Source organism: Polaromonas sp. (assembly GCF_016185115.1).
In the GTDB taxonomy this organism is placed as follows: domain Bacteria; phylum Pseudomonadota; class Gammaproteobacteria; order Burkholderiales; family Burkholderiaceae_C; genus Polaromonas.
In genome coordinates this window covers 434,009-450,124 of record NZ_JACPOF010000029.1, presented here as the reverse complement: position 1 = coordinate 450,124, position 16,116 = coordinate 434,009, and the positions used below count along the sequence as shown (strand labels likewise).

Below are 16,116 nucleotides of genomic sequence, written 5' to 3'. Positions count from 1 at the left end.
GGTTACCAGTGACAGCAGCCCCGAAAGCAATAAAAAAAGTGGTAATCGCCACGCGCGAGAGCCGACTGGCGCTATGGCAGGCAGAACACGTCAAGGCCTTGCTTGAGTCGCATTTGGGCTGGCAGGTAGAACTTCTGGGCATGACGACCCAGGGCGACCAGATACTGGACCGTTCATTGAGCAAGGTTGGTGGCAAGGGCCTGTTTGTCAAGGAACTTGAAGTCGCCCTCAGCGAAGGCCGTGCAGACCTGGCCGTGCACTCGCTCAAGGATGTGCCCATGGATTTGCCCACGGGCTTTGCCCTGGCCTGCGTTTTGGAGCGCGAGGACCCGCACGACGCCTTTGTTTCGAATGATTTCCCTTCGCTGGCGGATTTGCCTCCGGGGGCTGTGGTTGGTACCTCCAGCCTGCGCCGGCTGGTACTGCTCCGGGCCTTGCGGCCCGACCTGAAAATAGAACCCCTGCGCGGCAACCTCGACACGCGTTTACGCAAGCTTGATGAAGGCCAGTACCACGGCATCGTGCTGGCAGCAGCTGGCCTCAAGCGGCTGGGGCTGGGTGGCCGTATACGTGAAACTTTTGCCACACGTGACATGCTGCCCGCAGCGGGGCAGGGGGCTCTCGGCATTGAAGTGCGCTCTGACCGCGATGACCTGATAACTGCATTGGCCACATTGGCACACCGGCCTACCTGGCTTGCTGTAACGGCTGAACGCACGGTGTCGCGCGCCATGGGCGGCAGTTGCTCCATGCCGCTGGCGGCTTTCACCAGCGGTCCTGCGCAAGATGGCATGGTGCTGAAAGCGGTCTGGGGTGACCCCGCCGATGCAGGAACAGGCTCTGCGGCGGTTGTCGGCAAGCCGCTGGTTCATGCGCAAAAGACTGCAGAGGTCGCCACATTTGAAGATGCGGAAGTCCTGGGCGAGGCCGTTGCTGCAGAGTTGCGCGAAGGCGGGGCCGTCTGGACCGCCAACTCCGGCGCGACGCCTGCAGCGTGATGCCAGCCAGCCAGGCCCGCGCCCTGCGCGTCATGGTGACGCGGCCTGAGCGGGACGCCAGGTCCTGGGTCGAGCAGCTTCGGCAAAACGGGTTCGATGCACAAGCCCTGCCCCTGATTGAGATTGCCCCATTGCCGGTGGGGTTCGCCGTGGTCAAGGCGGACAAATTTGATGCATTCATGTTTGTCAGCGGCAATGCGGTTGAGCACTTTCTGCGCGCAGTACCTCCCGGGGAATGGAGCGGAAAGCGCTTTATGGCGCCCGGCCCTGGTACTGCGGCTGTGTTGGGGGCGCATGGCATTGCGGCCGGGCAGATCGATGTGCCGCCTGTACATGCCTCGCAGTTTGACTCCGAAGCGCTTTGGCAGCTTGTAGGCCATCGGCAATGGTCTGGTTTGCGGGTTCTGATCGTGCGCGGTGCCAATCATGGTGATGCCGCTGCCAGCGGCAGCACCGAGGGTGCTGGCCGTGACTGGTTTGCACAAAAGCTGCGCGAGGCTGGCGCGGAAGTTGAATTTACAAGTGTCTATGAACGGCGTGCGCCTGCTCTGACCCGCACACAGCTCGAACTGGTCGGGAAGGCCGCGGTCGATTCTTCCGTCTGGCTTTTCAGCAGTTCCGAGGCGGTGCTTAACCTGACGGGGTCAAAGGGCATGCCGGGGTGCGACTGGAGCAGGGCGCTGGCCATCGCCACACACCCGCGCATTGCTGAAACCGTCAGGGCCGCCGGATGGGGTGTTGTTGTGGAGTCACGCCCGGCGCTGGCCGACATCGTGACCGCGCTGCGCTCGATAGAATCAGGCATACATGAGTGACAGCTCCTCCGCTCCGCCAACCCCGCCGGCCCTGATCGTTTCCCAGACGCAGCCGCCTGCGGCATCCCCTGATTTTGTGCAATTGCCCGTGAAATGGGCATGGCTTGTGGCTGGCTTGGCCGCTGCCGGCCTGCTGACGAGCGGCCTGCTGTGGCAAAAGCTCGGCAATATCCAGGAAGAACTCGCCCGCCGCAGCACTGATTCGGGTGCCCAGGCGATTGAAGCCCGCGCGCTGGCCAAGGCGGCGCAGGACGGCATGCGCGAGTTGTCTGCCCGCCTTGCCATTCAGGAAACGCGTGTCGGCGAGGTCTCCCTTCAGCGCACCCAGCTTGAAGAACTGATGCAGAGCCTGTCGCGCTCGCGTGACGAAAATCTGGTGGTGGATGTCGAGTCTGCACTTCGCCTCGCGCAGCAACAGGCACAGCTGACCGGCAGCGCCGAGCCCCTGATCGCCACGCTCAAGTCTGCCGACCTGCGCCTGGCGCGGGCTGCACAACCCAGACTGAACCCGCTGCAGCGCGCGATTGCCAGGGACATGGACCGCATCCGGTCGGCAAGCCTGACTGATGTGCCCGTGCTGCTCATCAAGCTGGACGAATTGAGCCGCCTTGTAGACGATCTGCCTGTGGCCAATGCCATGGCGGCAGGCAACCCTCCGAGAGTGGCTGCTCCCGTCCCCGCCGCTTCAAGCCCGCATGCCGCTGGCGCAAAAGATGAACGGTCCATGCCCGCCCTGTTTGACAGGCAGACCTTGCAGGCCTGGTCTCAACGCCTGCTGGACAGCGTGCGTGACGAAGCGCGCCGATTGCTGCGCGTCAGTCGCATTGATCAGCCCGAAGCCGCGTTGCTGGCCCCCGAGCAGGCTTTTTTCATGCGCGAGAACCTCAAGCTGCGACTGCTCAATGCACGGCTCGCCCTGCTGTCCCGCCAGACAGACGCTGCACGCGCAGACCTGGTCACTGCCAGCACCTGGCTGGGCAAATATTTTGACCCGGCATCGCGCAAAACGCAGGCTGCCACGCAATTGCTGCAACAGGTTCAGGGCCAGCTCAAGAGCAGTGAATTGCCAAGGCTTGACGAAACCATGGCTGCGCTTGCCACCGCAGCTGCGGGTCGTTGAGGGCAGACCATGCGCGCTGCACTCTGGCTACTGGCACTTTTCGCAGTCGCGGCTGCGAGTGCCCTTTTCGCCGGCAACAACCAGGCAGTGGTCACCATCTTCTGGCCGCCGCATCGCGTCGATGTCTCCTTCAACCTGATGGTGTTGGTGCTGGTGGCGCTGTTCACACTGCTGTATGTGGCCCTGCGGGCTTTTTTTGCCGTGTTTTCGCTGCCGCTCGAAGCCAAGCGCTGGCGTGCGCAGCAAAAGGAGCGCGCCATGTATGGCGCGTTGATGGATGCACTGGCCCATCAACTTGCAGGCCGCTACATACGCGCCACCCGCTCTGCGCAAAACGCGCTGGCGCAGGAACAAAGCCTTGGCTTGCTGACTGAGCACTCCGGGCAGGTGACCAGCCACAGTGCGGCGCGTTCAAGCCAGTTGCAGTCGCTGGCCCATCTGCTGGTGGCCGAGAGCGCGCAATCACTGCAGAACAAACCGCTGCGTGACCAGCACCTTCAGGCAGCCTTGCAAAGTTCCATGCCACGCCATGCACAGGAGGTGCGTGAGGGCGTGCAGTTTCGGGCTGCGCGCTGGGCGCTGGATGACAGGGACGCGGGGGCCGCACTTGATTTGCTGACGCAGCTCCCGCAGGGTGCGGCGCGACGTACTCTGGCCCTGCGCATGAAGCTGCGCGCCACACGCCAGTTGAGGCAGCCGCTGCAGGCGCTTGAAACAGCGCGTCTGCTGGCCAAACACCGGGCTTTTTCTCCGTCAGCGGCACAAAGCATTGTGCGCGGGCTGGCGCTGGAGCTTCTCAATGATGCTCATGACCCGTCGCAGCTCCAGCAAGCGTGGATGTCGCTTGACGAAAGCGAACGCGCCATGCCCGAGCTGGTCATTCATGCGGCTTCGCGTTTGATGGCACTGCATGGAGATGTCAATATTGCACGGGGCTGGCTGCTGCAGGTCTGGGACAGTGCCATGCAGCCACGATCCGAAATCAATGACAGCCTGCGCATCAAGCTGATTGGTGTGCTCGAGTCAGACCTGGCTTCCATGGACGCTACCTGGCTGGCGCGTATTGAGGCCGCACAAAATGGCCGCCCGCGGGATGCGAACCTGCAGTACCTGGCCGGCATGGCCTGCCTGAACCGCCAGCTCTGGGGCAAGGCCAGGCAATTACTGTCGCAGGCGGCGCTGGGCCTGCAGGATGCCGGGCTGCACCGCAACGCCTGGCGTGCACTGGCTGTGCTGGCAGAACAGCGTGACGATGCAGAAGCTGCCGCCCACGCCTACAAGCAGGCCGCGCAACTTTAAGCCCCGGGGTTGTTGCCGGGTTCCTGGTCCGTTCGCCGCAACCCGGCAGAATTGCAGGTATCAAAAAAAAGGCCCTTCACAGGGCCTTTTTTAATGGTGCTAGAAACCCTCAGGCTGCGGGATTTTCAAACGGCAGTTTCATGTTGCCGAGGTCACGTTTTGTTTCCACCAGAACCAGCGGACCGTCATCCGACACCACGACGGGTGCACGTTCGCGCGGCACGTGTATGGGCTTGGGTTCCGCCGCAATTGCGGCTTGTGCTTCTGCAATTTTTGAAGCGTCAGAGTTCACCCACTGCAGGCCGGAAGTTTCTGCGACCTGAACCAGGTCCTGCATGGGCAGCGCATAGGACTGAACCTTTGGCAACGCCTTGGCCATAGCCGGGACCGCTTCAGGTGCACGTGGCGCCAGGGCAGGTGCCGCGGTCTGTACAGGAACTGCTGCTATTTCAGCGACTGGCTGCGTGCGTTCTTCGTGTGTTGCGGCGGGTGCTGCTTCAGCAATGTGCGCAGGGGCGTCGACCAATTGTGGCTGCTCGCCACCATCGGTGCGTTCAGCGCGCTCCCCACCTTCACTGCGTTCGCGGCGGTCGCGGCCGTAACGGTCGCGGCTGCGGCGTTCGCGTGGCTGGCGCTGTTCTTCACCCGGCTCGCCAGCGGGGCCTGCCTGTGGCTGGCCTTCTGCTGACAGCAGTGGTGCCGCTTCAGGATTGAAAGCACCGTCTTCGGATGGTGCGCCTTCAGGTGCGCCGCCTTCTGTGCGTTCACCGCGTCTATCGTTGCGGCGGCCATTGCGGTCACGGCGTCCACCTTCGCGTGGCTCACGTGGTTCACGCTGTTCGCGGCCTTCCGGTGCTGCGCGCTCCTGGCGTGGCTCACCGGCTTCACCGTTCATCGCTGCAGCCATGGCTGCCTGGTTGGCCAGTGCAAGGTCCTGCTCGGCCGCATCGCGCGGAATGCGCTCACCGCGCTCTGCACGGTCACCGCGTTCGCGGCGCGGGCGCTCGCTGCGGCTGCCTTCAGGGCGTGGTTCACGCGGTTCGCGGCCTTCGCGGTTCTCGCCAGCAGGGCGTTCCTGGCGTGGGCCCTCAGGGCTGCGTTCACGGCGTTCGCCGCCACGTCCGCCTTCAGGACGTCCTTCCGGGCGACCCTCGGCACGACCTTCGCGCGGTTCACGGCCTTCAGGACGATCTCCGCGCGGTTCGCCGCGACCTTCGCCACGCTCACCGCGGTTGCGGCCACCACGGCGGCCATCACGGCCTCCGCGTTCGCCACCACGCTCGGAGCGCTCACCGTTACGGCCCTCAGGGCGTCCGTCACGACGGCCTTCGCCGCTACGTGCATCTTTCTTCACTTCGGTGGCCACAGGCGCAGCAGCAGGCGTTTCCGTACCGCCGAACAGGCCCTTGATCCAGCCAAAGAAGCCTTTTTCTGCAGGTGGTGTTGGCACTGCCGCACGTTGTGGGGTTTTCGCTGCGACAGGTGCGGCAACTTCGGCCTTCGGCGGTGCAATAGGGGCCGGCACATCAGGCAGCACGCCCTTGATGACGGGCTCCTGCTTGTTGTGCTTTTCCTGGCTGCGACGCGTGACCAGCGTTGGGTCTTCGATCTCTTCAGCCATCTTGTAGCTTGCTTCGATGTTGTCCAGGCGCGGGTCATCGTGCTTCAGGCGCTCAAGGCGGTAGTTGGGCGTCTCCAGCGTCTTGTTGGGCACCAGCAGCACGTTGATGCGCTGCTTCATCTCGATCTTGCTGATTTCCGACCGCTTTTCGTTCAGCAGGAAAGACGCGACATCGACAGGCACCTGGCACAGCACCGAGGCCGTGCTGTCCTTGAGCGACTCTTCCTGGATGATCCGCAGAATCTGCAGTGCCGAGCTTTCGGTGTCGCGGATGTGGCCGGAGCCACCGCAACGCGGGCAGGGGATGGACGCACCTTCGCTCAGCGCAGGGCGCAGGCGCTGGCGGCTCATTTCCATCAGGCCGAACTTGCTGATGGTGCCGAACTGCACGCGTGCACGGTCCTGGCGCAGCGCATCGCGCAAGCGATTTTCAACATCGCGGCGGTTGCGCGACTCTTCCATGTCGATAAAGTCAATGACGATCAGGCCGCCCAGGTCGCGCAAGCGCATCTGGCGGGCGACTTCGTCAGCCGCTTCGAGGTTCGTGCGGGTGGCGGTTTCTTCGATGTCGCCGCCCTTGATGGCGCGGGCCGAGTTGACGTCAACCGAAACAAGTGCTTCTGTGTGGTCGATGACGATGGCACCGCCGGATGGCAGTTGCACGGTGCGTGCGTAGGCCGATTCGATCTGGTGTTCGATCTGGAAGCGCGAGAACAGCGGTGCGTCGTCGCGATAGCGTTTGACGCGGTGCTCATGCTCAGGCATCACGTGAGCCATGAACTGTTTGGCCTGCTCATAGACATCGTCGGTGTCGAACAGGATGTCGCCGATGTCGCTGTTGAAGTAGTCGCGGATGGCGCGAATGACGAGGCTGGATTCCTGGTAAATCAGGAATGCGCCCTTGCCGCCCTTGCCGGCGCCTTCAATCGCGGTCCAGAGCTTGATCAGGTAGTTCAGGTCCCACTGCAGTTCAGGGGCGCTGCGGCCTATGCCGGCGGTGCGGGCAATGATGCTGGAGCCTTGCGGGTATTCCAGCTGGTCCATGTTCTCTTTAAGCTCTGCGCGGTCTTCACCCTCGATGCGGCGGCTGACGCCACCACCACGCGGGTTGTTCGGCATCAGCACCACGTAGCGGCCTGCCAGCGACACAAAGGTCGTGAGGGCTGCGCCCTTGTTGCCGCGCTCTTCCTTCTCGACCTGGACCATCAGTTCCTGGCCTTCGCGGATCACATCGTTGATACGCGCCTGGCTGACCGGCACGCCGGGTGTGAAGTAGTTCTTGGAGATTTCCTTGAAGGGCAGGAAACCGTGGCGGTCTTCGCCGTAGTCGACAAAACAGGCTTCAAGCGAGGGCTCGACGCGGGTGACGACGGCCTTGTAGATGTTGCCCTTGCGCTGTTCGCGCCCTTCAATTTCAATTTCGTAGTCGAGGAGTTTTTGTCCATCGACAATAGCCAGGCGGCGTTCTTCAGCCTGCGTGGCGTTGATCAGCATCCGTTTCATGGTTGCTCTTCCTTTTTCGTTATCGTCTCTCAAACCCAAAAATGGGCCAACGATGCCGAAGAGGACGCTGTGCGAACGTGGGGAATTGCCGGAGAGCTTGCGACGCTACCGGGCCGACCGAGATGTCTCAGTCAACCAAGTGGTCTGGGCGTAGGCGCGTGGATGGAGCGAGCAGGGGTCAAACAGGTGATTGCCGTCAAATTGAAGGCTGCTTGCGCCCGTTGACCATAAACCGGCGGCTGATTTGTGCGGGATGCAGGGCTCATCGCTGTGATGAAGCGCCGCAGGCACATAAAAATCAGACTGACCAGAGTTGTTGTCAAGGAGCTACCTGTTAAAGGACTTGTTCTCGGCTGGATCCGCATGCAGCCTTTGGTTTTGACCTGGGCTGCACGCTTGGTATTCCGTAAGTTGTATTCGCAAAACGTCGACTTGTCTGCCATGTCATACGCTCGCCGCGAGGTGCCTGGCACTCGTCGCCTGCGGGCAATGACCGGCATGGGCATCGACCTTCCAGCACGGCTGTTTGTGGTTCGGGATTGGGGCCTTGGGGCCGCTTCCAGACCTGTGTGGACTAAACTCCAGACAAATCAACCACTTACAGCGCATCGCTAGTGAAACACATTATAGGGGCAGCTTCGCGCAAAACCACAGCTTCCGGCAAGCGGCTGGCGGCGGGCGCCAAACGGCCGCTGCCCGCCTTTGCCCAGCCGGTCCCCCGGCCCGTGGCCCCGCCTTCGCCCGCCGCAGCAGCCATACCCGCCATGGCTGCCCAGGCCACATTTGTAACCGTCGATGAGGATTACGCCGGCCAGCGTCTGGACAACTTTTTGATCCGCCAGCTCAAGGGCGTGCCCAAAACCCATGTCTACCGCATCATCCGCAGTGGCGAGGTGCGGGTAAACAAGGGCAGGGCGCAGGCCGATACCCGGGTTGAGGCTGGCGATGTGGTCCGCCTGCCGCCGGTCCGCACGTCGGAGCGGGCAGAGCAGAAAGCACAGGCCATGGCGCAGGAGGTTGCCCGCCACGGCGCCAGTTCGACGGTAGGCGGTTACGCCCCGGCGGCCGAATTTCCCATACTGTTTGAAGACGACTTTGTGCTGGCCATAGACAAACCGGCAGGTGTGGCCGTGCATGGCGGCAGCGGCGTGAGTTTTGGCGTGATTGAGCAACTCCGCATGGCCAGGCCCGAGTCAGACTTTCTCGAACTCGTGCACAGGCTGGACCGTGAAACCAGCGGCGTTCTGCTGATCGCCAAAAAGCGCATGGCGCTCAAACTCTTGCAAGAGCAGTTCCGTGAGCGTGAAACCGACAAGATTTATCTGGCGCTGGTGGGTGGCGACTGGGCGCCCAACAAGCGTGTGATTGACAAGGCATTGCACAAATACCTGCTTGAAAACGGCGAGCGCCGTGTAAAAGTGGTGGCCAACGAACACCCGGACGGCATGCGTTCTGTCACGCTGGTGAAGGTGAAAGCGGCAATTCCGGCCAGCCCGGCCGCACCGTCCACGCCTTTTACCCTGCTTGAAGTCACCATCAAGACCGGCCGCACACACCAGATACGTGTGCACCTGGCCAATGAGGGACACCCGATTGCCGGGGACGATAAATACGGCGACTTTGAGCTCAACAAGGCGCTGCAGAAGACCGTGGCTGGTGCGCCGTCACTCAAGCGCATGTTTTTGCATGCCTGGAGCCTGAAGTTCAACCACCCCAAACTGCGCAAGGTTGTGCACCTGCACGCGCCGCTGCCGCCCGAGTTGCAGCAGTTTTTGCCTGCGCCGGTCATCGAAGCTGTGTCTCCCGATTGACCCTGCAGACAGCTTGCTGTCATGTGTCCCGGCGACAATAGCGGCATGAAAGCGAAAAATTTCGACCTGATCGCCTTTGACTGGGACGGCACGCTGTTTGACTCCACCCGGATCATCATTCGCTGCATACAGGCGGCGGTGAAAGATGTGGGCGGCACTGTGCCCAGCGACAAGGATGCCGGTTATGTCATTGGCCTTGGCCTGATGCAGGCACTGGCCCATGCCGCGCCTGACGTCCCCCCCGAGAAATACCCTGCGCTGGGTGAGCGTTACCGCCACCACTACAGTGCGCATTACAACGACCTCAGCCTGTTTGAAGGTGTGCTGCCCCTGCTGGCGGAGCTCAGGGCGCGCGGACACTTGCTGGCCGTTGCGACAGGCAAGTCACGCCGTGGTCTGGATGAAGCACTGAAGAGCGATGAGCTGCGCGGCCTGTTTCACAGCTCGCGCACGGCTGATGAGACAGCCGGCAAGCCTGACCCGCGCATGTTGCATGAGCTGATGGACGAGTTCAACATTCCCGCGGCGCGTATGCTGATGGTGGGCGATACGACGCACGATCTTCAGATGGCGATGAACGCCGCGTGCCCCAGCGTTGGCGTGAGTTACGGCGCGCACGAGCCAGACACATTTGCGGTACTCAGGCCGCTGCATATTGCCCACTCGGTGCAGGATTTGCGCGACTGGCTTGCCGTAAGCGCATAACAGCTAAAACGCGGCCATGGACGACCTTCAGCCGCTCTGCAACAGCCGCGACCTTGCCGATGGCGGCCAGGCCGTGCCCTTTGACGTGATTTATGCCGGCCAGACCTGCCGCGCCTTCGCCATTCGTTACAAGGGCCAGCCCCATGCCTACCTCAACCGCTGCACCCACGTGGCGATGGAACTGGACTGGCAGCCCAACCGCATTTTTGACGACAGCGGCCAGTGGCTGCTGTGCGCCAGCCATGGTGCGGCCTACCTGCCCGACACCGGGCAATGCGCCGGCGGGCCGTGTCACGGCGGATTAGTCAAGATCACGCTGTCGGAAAAAGATGGCGTTGTGCACTGGCACCCTGCTTACAACCTCAAACCACTCGCCTTCTGATCGCCCTCTAAACTACATGACATGAACGACTCAAACCGCCCCGATCCCTCAGACCCGTTTTTCGAATCGCCAGGCAGCCAGCCGACTGCGGAAAAGCCGGTGACAAAATCGGACCCGACCAGCGCCCCAGGCTGGGAGCGCGCCACGCTTGAAAAGCTGGCTTTTGCCTCCCTCAACGAGCAAAAAGCCACGCGCCGCTGGAAGACCTTTGTGCGCCTGTCCTGGCTGGGCTTTTTTGTCTTTTTGCTCTGGATGGCGCTGCATCGCGGCACGCCTGCCAGCGACGCCAGCGTGCCGCATACGGCGGTCGTCGAAATCAAGGGGGAAATCGCCGCTGGCGCTGACGCCAGTGCTGAATTTGTCAATGCAGCCCTGCGCGCCGCCTTTGAGGACGAGGGCGCCAGGGCCGTGGTGTTGCTGATCAATTCCCCGGGCGGCAGTCCGGTGCAGGCCGGCATGATGAACGACGAAATCATGCGCCTCAAAGCCAGGTACAAAAAACCGGTTTATGCCGTGGTGGAAGAAAGCTGCGCCTCAGCGGCCTATTACATCGCCGTGGCGGCCGACCAGATTTTTGTCGACAAGGCCAGCATCATCGGCAGCATTGGTGTGCTGATGGACGGTTTTGGGTTTACCGGGCTGATGGAGCGCTTTGGTGTCGAACGCCGCCTGCTGACCGCCGGCGAAAACAAGGGCTTCCTGGACCCGTTCAGCCCGCAGTCCGAAAAGCAGCGCGCTTTTGCACAGACCATGCTGAACCAGATTCACCAGCAGTTCATCACCGTGGTGAAGACCGGCCGTGGCAAACGCCTGAAAGAAACGCCAGAAACCTTCAGCGGCCTGTTCTGGACCGGCCAGCAGGCAATTGAACTGGGCCTGGCCGACCATCTGGGGACGGTGGAATACGTTGCCCGCGAAATCGTCAAGACCGAAGAAATCATCGACTACACCCGCCGCGACAACGTCGCCGAGCGCCTGGCCAAGAAGTTTGGTGCGGCGATGGGTGAGGGCGCCATGAAAGCGCTGAAGTCGATTCCGGCAATTCGCTAGCCAATTTCACTGTTGCTTGAGTTTGCTATTATTTTCGTAGCTGCTCACGCACGTGTTTATTGGTCTGGAGGCCAATTTGGCCCTAAAAAAAGGCATTTTTAGCCCCGTTTTCGGGGCTTTTTGCTTTTCTGTGATGTTTGATTTCAGCATATGCCTCGACATATGCTGAATTGTTTACCGGCCTATGCAGAACACGCCGGGTAAATCCAGAGGCACTTGCGGCTTGTCTTTTTTCCACTGGCTGACCTGCGAACTGCGCGACCAGCTGTTGCTCATGGTCAGGCCGCAGCTCAGCGCCAGCCGCGTATTGGCCTGCAGCGATTGCAATAGCGCCTGCAGCAGCGCGGCATTGCGGTAGGGTGTTTCTATAAAGATTTGTGTCTGGCCGGTTTTAAGCGCCAGTGACTCCAGCTCGCGAATGCGCTGAGCGCGTTCACTGCCGTCCTGCGGCAGGTAGCCGACAAATGCAAAATTCTGGCCGTTCAGGCCGCTTGCAGCCAGGGCGAGCATCAGCGACATGGGTCCGGTGAGTGGCACGACTTGAATTCCCAGGTCATGGGCAGCGCGCACGACGGATGAACCCGGGTCGGCAATCGCCGGCATGCCGGCCTCGCTGACCAGGCCCATGTCGCGACCCTCAATCGCCGCGATCAGCAGCGGCCGCGCATCAAAGTTGCCGCTGTGGTCGCCTTTTTTGTGTACCTCGCGCGGCAACTCCTGGATCTGCAATGCCTGCACAGGCTGCGCCAACGGTTGCAGTTCATTCACACGTTTGAGGTAGGCGCGTGTGCTCTTGGCGTTCTCGCAAATCCAGCAGGGCAGTTGTGATGCGACCCGAATGGTTTCCAGTGGCATCACATCGGCCAGCGGGGCCTGAACTTCACAGCCGAAATCCAGCGGTGCAGGGACGAGATAGAGCTTTCCTTTGCTGGTCATGCGCTGGCTTTCGGTGTGAGAAGGGAAATGCCGGCAGCACGAATCATCTGGCAGGTACGTATCAGCGGCAGGCCGACCAGTGCCGTCGGGTCATCGCTGTCGATGGATGAGAGCAGGGCAATGCCCAGGCCTTCACTTTTGGCGCTGCCGGCGCAGTCGTAGGGCTGCTCGATGCGCAGGTAGTTTTCAATCTCGTCGTCGCTCAGGTCGCGAAAGGTCACTTTCACTGCGGCGATGTCACGCGCTTCAAAGCCGGTGGCCTGGCAGACCACAGCCAGCGCGGTCTGGAAGATCACCGTCTGACCGCGCATCTGGCGCAGTTGTGCGACCGCCTTTTCATGCGTGCCGGGTTTACCCAGCGGCTGGCCATTGAGATCGGCGACCTGGTCGGAGCCGATCACCACGGCTTCGGGAAATTTTTTTGCCACAGCATGGGCCTTGGCCAGCGCCAGGCGCTCAGCCAGTGCGCGGGGCGCTTCGCCGGCGCTGGGGGTTTCGTCCACATCGGGTGCCGCCACCTCAAACGGGATGTGCAGGCGGGCCAGCAATTCGCGGCGGTAGCGCGAGGTCGAGCCGAGCACCAGTGCCCGGGAAATGGTGTCAGGGGTTGTAGAGGGCGGCGCAGAAGTCATCTCCCGATTCTCTTACACTGCCAGCCATGACCCGACAGCTACAAGCCAGCCGCCTGAACATCCAGGCCTTTGCCAAAGAAGGCGAACCCCTCATCGCCATCACGCCGCTTGGCAAATTCGAACGCCTGGCCGCAGAGCTCAGGGAACCAGAGCCTGGTTCATCCGTGAGCTGGCAGGCCGATGCCGAGCTGCGCAGCGGCTCTGGCGGCGGGGAAGACATCTGGCTGCACCTGCAGGCCAAAACCGCAGTGACCCTGACCTGTCAGCGCTGCATGGCTGCCATGCAGATGCCGCTCGATGTGGACCAGTGGTACCGCTTTGTGGCGACCGAAGACATCGCCATGGCTGAGGACGATGAATCCGAAGAAGACCTGCTGGTGCTGGAGCCGCAGTTTGACCTGACCGCCGTGCTGGAAGATGAGCTGCTGATGGCCCTGCCGCTGGTGCCCATGCATGAGCAATGCCCGGTCGCACCAAAGCTCAGCGCAGGTGCAGATGAGGTGGACGAGGCGCTCGATGAAAAGCCCAACCCGTTTGCCGTGCTGGCCCAGCTGAAAAATTCAAAAGGAAAAAAGTAATACTTTTGTTTGGATTTTTGAGCTCCAGGGGTTTGCCGCTCGTGTCCGGATCAAGGGCATTGGCCAGACAGCGCTTCTCAGGCTATAATCAAAGGCTTCGCGTACTGGTCTCGTGATGACTGGCAGGTGGTCCATACAACCCCGCCCACTCATGATCGGATATCTGGTTCGCTTTTTACCAACCCTATACCCCCTCAGGAGCGGATCATGGCCGTCCAACAGAACAAAAAGTCACCTTCCAAGCGCGGCATGCACCGCTCGCACAATGCACTGACCGTGCCAGGCATCGCAGTGGAATCCACCACCGGCGAAACCCACCTGCGCCACCACATCAGCCCCACCGGTTTCTACCGTGGCCGCAAGGTGCTGAAAACCAAATCTGAAGCGTAAGTCATCGCTTCACGTACTGGCCCGCACTCATCCTGCGGGCCTTTCTTTTTCTCCAGGCGCTAACTTTTCGCTGGCACCGGTCTTTTCATGATCAGGATTGCTGTTGATGCCATGGGTGGGGATATCGGTCCGTCGGTGACCATTCCTGCCAGCCTGGCGTTTCTTGATGGACACCCCGACGCGGCGGTGATCGTCGTTGGCCAGCCTGAAGTGCTGGCCGCACACCCGCAATTTGCCGCACTGCAAGCCAACCCGCGCTGCCAGGTTGTTACGGCCAGCGAGGTCGTCACCATGGACGACCCGATTGAAATCGCCCTCCGCCGCAAGAAGAATTCATCCATGCGCCTGGCGATCAATCAGGTCAAGGACGGTGCCGCACAGGCGGCGGTATCTGCCGGCAACACCGGCGCATTGATGGCAATTGCGCGCTACGTGCTCAAAACAATGGATGGCATCGACCGTCCGGCCATTGCCACGCAGCTGCCAAATGCCCTGGGTGGCGCCACGACCGTGCTGGACCTTGGCGCCAATGTTGACTGCACCGAAGATCACCTGCTGCAGTTTGCAGTCATGGGTTCGGCCCTGGTCGCGGCCATCACCAGCAACCCCACACCCCGTGTCGGCCTTCTCAATATTGGCGAAGAGGCCATAAAAGGCAGTGAAGTCATTAAAAAAGCAGGTGAATTGCTGCGATCTGCGGCGAACTCCGGCGATTTGAATTTTTACGGAAATGTCGAGGGCAATGACATTTTCAAGGGGACGACCGATATCGTGGTATGTGACGGGTTCGTTGGCAATGTCGCCCTGAAAGCCAGCGAAGGGCTGGCAAGCATGATTGGCGGTTTTATCAAGGCCGAGTTTTCACGCAATATCTTCACGAAAATTGCAGCCATCGTTGCTTATCCCGTGCTAACTGCATTTAAAAATCGCGTAGATCACAGGCGTTACAACGGCGCAGCATTGCTCGGTCTGCAGGGCCTGGTGTTCAAGAGTCATGGTTCTGCCGATGCTTTCGCTTTTGAGCGGGCGCTCAATCGCGCTTATGATGCGGCTCGTAACAACCTGCTTGAGCGGGTTCGTGAGCGCATCGCCAGAGCCGAGCCCCTGCTCTCTGCAGCCAGGGCTCCGCTTGCAGATGATGCGTTGACGCCAGGGTCCAGCCCCATGCCGGAGCTGGTCGCCTCAACCTTGACGCACTGACATAAAAATTAATGGCCCAATATTCACGCATCACTGGCACCGGCAGCTTTCTCCCGCCGAGGCGCCTGAGCAATGCAGACCTTGCAGCCGAACTGGCCGCCAAAGGCGTTGAAACTTCTGACGAATGGATAGTGGAGCGCACCGGCATCCATGCACGCCATTTCGCCGCGCCCGATGTGTCCAGCAGCGATCTCGGCGTCGAGGCGGCAAAGCGCGCCATTGATGCAGCCGGCTTGCAGCCATCCGACATTGACCTCATCATCGTCGCCACGTCCACGCCTGACATGGTGTTTCCGTCAGCAGCCTGTATCTTGCAGAACAAGCTGGGCATAGCCGGTTGCGCCGCATTTGACGTACAGGCCGTTTGCAGCGGGTTTGTCTATGCGCTGACGATTGCCGATGCCATGATCAAAACCGGCTCCGCCAGCAAGGCGCTGGTCATAGGCGCCGAAGTGTTCTCGCGCATCCTTGATTTCTCAGATCGCACCACCTGCGTGCTGTTTGGTGATGGCGCCGGTGCAGTCGTGCTTGAAGCCTCCGACACCCCTGGCATTCTCGCCAGCGACCTCCACGCCGACGGCAGGCATGTCGGCATTCTTTGCGTACCGGGCAATGTGTCGGGCGGCAAGGTTGTGGGCGACGCACTGCTCAAGATGGACGGCCAGGCCGTGTTCAAGCTGGCTGTGGGTGTGCTCGAGAGTGCTGCCCGCGCCACGCTGGCCAAGGCCAACATGACCGACGCCGATATTGACTGGCTGATTCCCCATCAGGCCAACATCCGCATCATGCAAAGCACGGCCAAAAAGCTGAAGTTGCCGCCTGAAAAACTCATCGTCACTGTGGACCAGCATGGCAACACCTCTGCGGCGTCCATACCGTTGGCACTGGACGCTTCGGTGCGCAGCGGCAAGATCAAAAAAGGGGACACTCTCATGCTGGAAGGCGTAGGCGGTGGCTTCACCTGGGGTGCGGTGCTTCTCAATTTTTGAGATGGCCGCCTCTCCCCATCAGTTGGGCCGAACATGACAAACGGCCGCCTGAATTTTCCAGTTTCGGGGCGTTATCAAGCACTTTTT

The 16,116-nt window shown here is 61.2% G+C and carries 15 protein-coding genes; 12 read left to right on the top strand and 3 right to left on the bottom strand.

Features of this window, described 5'->3' with window-relative positions; genetic code table 11:
- The first annotated feature begins 29 nt into the window (after positions 1-29).
- Genes hemC through HYX42_RS20890 form a run of 4 tightly spaced genes read left to right on the top strand, consistent with a single transcriptional unit; the run spans position 30 to position 4,232 of the window.
- On the top strand, positions 30-998 hold the full coding sequence (gene hemC / locus HYX42_RS20905) for a hydroxymethylbilane synthase (RefSeq protein WP_293406838.1): 969 nt from the start codon (positions 30-32) through the stop codon (positions 996-998).
- Complete coding sequence (locus tag HYX42_RS20900; protein WP_293406786.1) at positions 998-1,813, top strand: uroporphyrinogen-III synthase; 816 nt, start codon at positions 998-1,000, stop codon at positions 1,811-1,813. The genes hemC and HYX42_RS20900 overlap by 1 nt, the downstream gene beginning before the upstream one ends.
- Entirely contained in the window at positions 1,806-2,933 is a 1,128-nt protein-coding gene (locus HYX42_RS20895) for a uroporphyrinogen-III C-methyltransferase (protein WP_293406784.1), read from the top strand. The genes HYX42_RS20900 and HYX42_RS20895 overlap by 8 nt, the downstream gene beginning before the upstream one ends.
- Positions 2,934-2,942: 9 nt before the next feature.
- The gene (locus tag HYX42_RS20890; RefSeq protein ID WP_293406782.1) at positions 2,943-4,232 is read left to right on the top strand and encodes a heme biosynthesis HemY N-terminal domain-containing protein; all 1,290 of its coding nucleotides are present in this window, start codon (positions 2,943-2,945) and stop codon (positions 4,230-4,232) included.
- Positions 4,233-4,341: 109 nt separating this feature from the next.
- Here HYX42_RS20890 and HYX42_RS20885 read toward each other — a convergent pair whose 3' ends face one another.
- Entirely contained in the window at positions 4,342-7,356 is a 3,015-nt protein-coding gene (locus tag HYX42_RS20885; protein ID WP_293406780.1) for an Rne/Rng family ribonuclease, read from the bottom strand.
- A gap of 764 nt (positions 7,357-8,120) precedes the next feature.
- Between HYX42_RS20885 and HYX42_RS20880 the strand changes: the two genes are divergently transcribed.
- From HYX42_RS20880 to HYX42_RS20865, 4 genes are read left to right on the top strand one after another with little or no spacing between them, the layout of a single operon-like run.
- Positions 8,121-9,167: an RluA family pseudouridine synthase gene (locus tag HYX42_RS20880; protein WP_293406836.1), complete on the top strand. Its 1,047-nt coding sequence runs from the start codon at positions 8,121-8,123 to the stop codon at positions 9,165-9,167.
- Positions 9,168-9,212: 45 nt separating this feature from the next.
- Positions 9,213-9,872, top strand: a complete 660-nt coding sequence (locus HYX42_RS20875; RefSeq protein ID WP_293406778.1) for an HAD-IA family hydrolase — start codon at positions 9,213-9,215, stop codon at positions 9,870-9,872.
- Between the two features lie 16 nt (positions 9,873-9,888).
- Positions 9,889-10,254: a Rieske 2Fe-2S domain-containing protein gene (locus HYX42_RS20870; protein WP_293406776.1), complete on the top strand. Its 366-nt coding sequence runs from the start codon at positions 9,889-9,891 to the stop codon at positions 10,252-10,254.
- Positions 10,255-10,275: 21 nt separating this feature from the next.
- Positions 10,276-11,304 (top strand): S49 family peptidase, encoded by a 1,029-nt coding sequence (locus HYX42_RS20865; protein ID WP_293406773.1) that lies wholly within the window; start codon positions 10,276-10,278, stop codon positions 11,302-11,304.
- A 174-nt stretch (positions 11,305-11,478) separates the two neighbouring features.
- Here the strand turns inward: HYX42_RS20865 and HYX42_RS20860 are convergent, their stop codons facing one another.
- Both HYX42_RS20860 and HYX42_RS20855 read right to left on the bottom strand, forming a co-directional pair.
- Entirely contained in the window at positions 11,479-12,240 is a 762-nt protein-coding gene (locus HYX42_RS20860) for an SAM-dependent methyltransferase (RefSeq protein ID WP_293406771.1), read from the bottom strand.
- Positions 12,237-12,872 carry a Maf family nucleotide pyrophosphatase gene (locus HYX42_RS20855; RefSeq protein WP_293406769.1) on the bottom strand — a complete coding sequence of 212 codons (636 nt, stop codon included), beginning with the start codon at positions 12,870-12,872 and terminating at the stop codon, positions 12,237-12,239. The genes HYX42_RS20860 and HYX42_RS20855 overlap by 4 nt, the downstream gene beginning before the upstream one ends.
- A gap of 26 nt (positions 12,873-12,898) precedes the next feature.
- On the opposite strand from HYX42_RS20855, the gene HYX42_RS20850 reads away from it, so the two are divergent.
- From HYX42_RS20850 to HYX42_RS20835, 4 genes are all read left to right on the top strand, one after another.
- Positions 12,899-13,450: a YceD family protein gene (locus HYX42_RS20850; RefSeq protein WP_293406767.1), complete on the top strand. Its 552-nt coding sequence runs from the start codon at positions 12,899-12,901 to the stop codon at positions 13,448-13,450.
- A 207-nt stretch (positions 13,451-13,657) separates the two neighbouring features.
- Positions 13,658-13,840, top strand: a complete 183-nt coding sequence (gene rpmF / locus HYX42_RS20845; protein ID WP_007873878.1) for a 50S ribosomal protein L32 — start codon at positions 13,658-13,660, stop codon at positions 13,838-13,840.
- An 87-nt stretch (positions 13,841-13,927) separates the two neighbouring features.
- A complete protein-coding gene (plsX, locus tag HYX42_RS20840) occupies positions 13,928-15,040 on the top strand; it encodes a phosphate acyltransferase PlsX (protein WP_293406762.1) in 1,113 nt (370 codons plus the stop codon).
- Positions 15,041-15,051: 11 nt separating this feature from the next.
- A complete protein-coding gene (locus tag HYX42_RS20835) occupies positions 15,052-16,029 on the top strand; it encodes a beta-ketoacyl-ACP synthase III (RefSeq protein ID WP_293406760.1) in 978 nt (325 codons plus the stop codon).
- The last annotated feature ends 87 nt before the right edge of the window (positions 16,030-16,116 follow it).

Excerpts from the sequence above, each read along its gene's own strand:
- HYX42_RS20900 (WP_293406786.1), top strand. The coding sequence starts at position 998 with ATGCCAGCCAGCCAGGCCCGCGCCCTGCGCGTCATGGTGACGCGGCCT.
- HYX42_RS20895 (WP_293406784.1), top strand. The coding sequence starts at position 1,806 with ATGAGTGACAGCTCCTCCGCTCCGCCAACCCCGCCGGCCCTGATCGTT.
- HYX42_RS20890 (WP_293406782.1), top strand. The coding sequence starts at position 2,943 with ATGCGCGCTGCACTCTGGCTACTGGCACTTTTCGCAGTCGCGGCTGCG.
- HYX42_RS20885 (WP_293406780.1), bottom strand. The coding sequence starts at position 7,356 with ATGAAACGGATGCTGATCAACGCCACGCAGGCTGAAGAACGCCGCCTG.
- HYX42_RS20880 (WP_293406836.1), top strand. The coding sequence starts at position 8,121 with ATGGCTGCCCAGGCCACATTTGTAACCGTCGATGAGGATTACGCCGGC.
- HYX42_RS20875 (WP_293406778.1), top strand. The coding sequence starts at position 9,213 with ATGAAAGCGAAAAATTTCGACCTGATCGCCTTTGACTGGGACGGCACG.
- HYX42_RS20870 (WP_293406776.1), top strand. The coding sequence starts at position 9,889 with ATGGACGACCTTCAGCCGCTCTGCAACAGCCGCGACCTTGCCGATGGC.
- HYX42_RS20865 (WP_293406773.1), top strand. The coding sequence starts at position 10,276 with ATGAACGACTCAAACCGCCCCGATCCCTCAGACCCGTTTTTCGAATCG.
- HYX42_RS20860 (WP_293406771.1), bottom strand. The coding sequence starts at position 12,240 with ATGACCAGCAAAGGAAAGCTCTATCTCGTCCCTGCACCGCTGGATTTC.
- HYX42_RS20855 (WP_293406769.1), bottom strand. The coding sequence starts at position 12,872 with ATGACTTCTGCGCCGCCCTCTACAACCCCTGACACCATTTCCCGGGCA.
- HYX42_RS20850 (WP_293406767.1), top strand. The coding sequence starts at position 12,899 with ATGACCCGACAGCTACAAGCCAGCCGCCTGAACATCCAGGCCTTTGCC.
- rpmF (WP_007873878.1), top strand. The coding sequence starts at position 13,658 with ATGGCCGTCCAACAGAACAAAAAGTCACCTTCCAAGCGCGGCATGCAC.
- plsX (WP_293406762.1), top strand. The coding sequence starts at position 13,928 with ATGATCAGGATTGCTGTTGATGCCATGGGTGGGGATATCGGTCCGTCG.
- HYX42_RS20835 (WP_293406760.1), top strand. The coding sequence starts at position 15,052 with ATGGCCCAATATTCACGCATCACTGGCACCGGCAGCTTTCTCCCGCCG.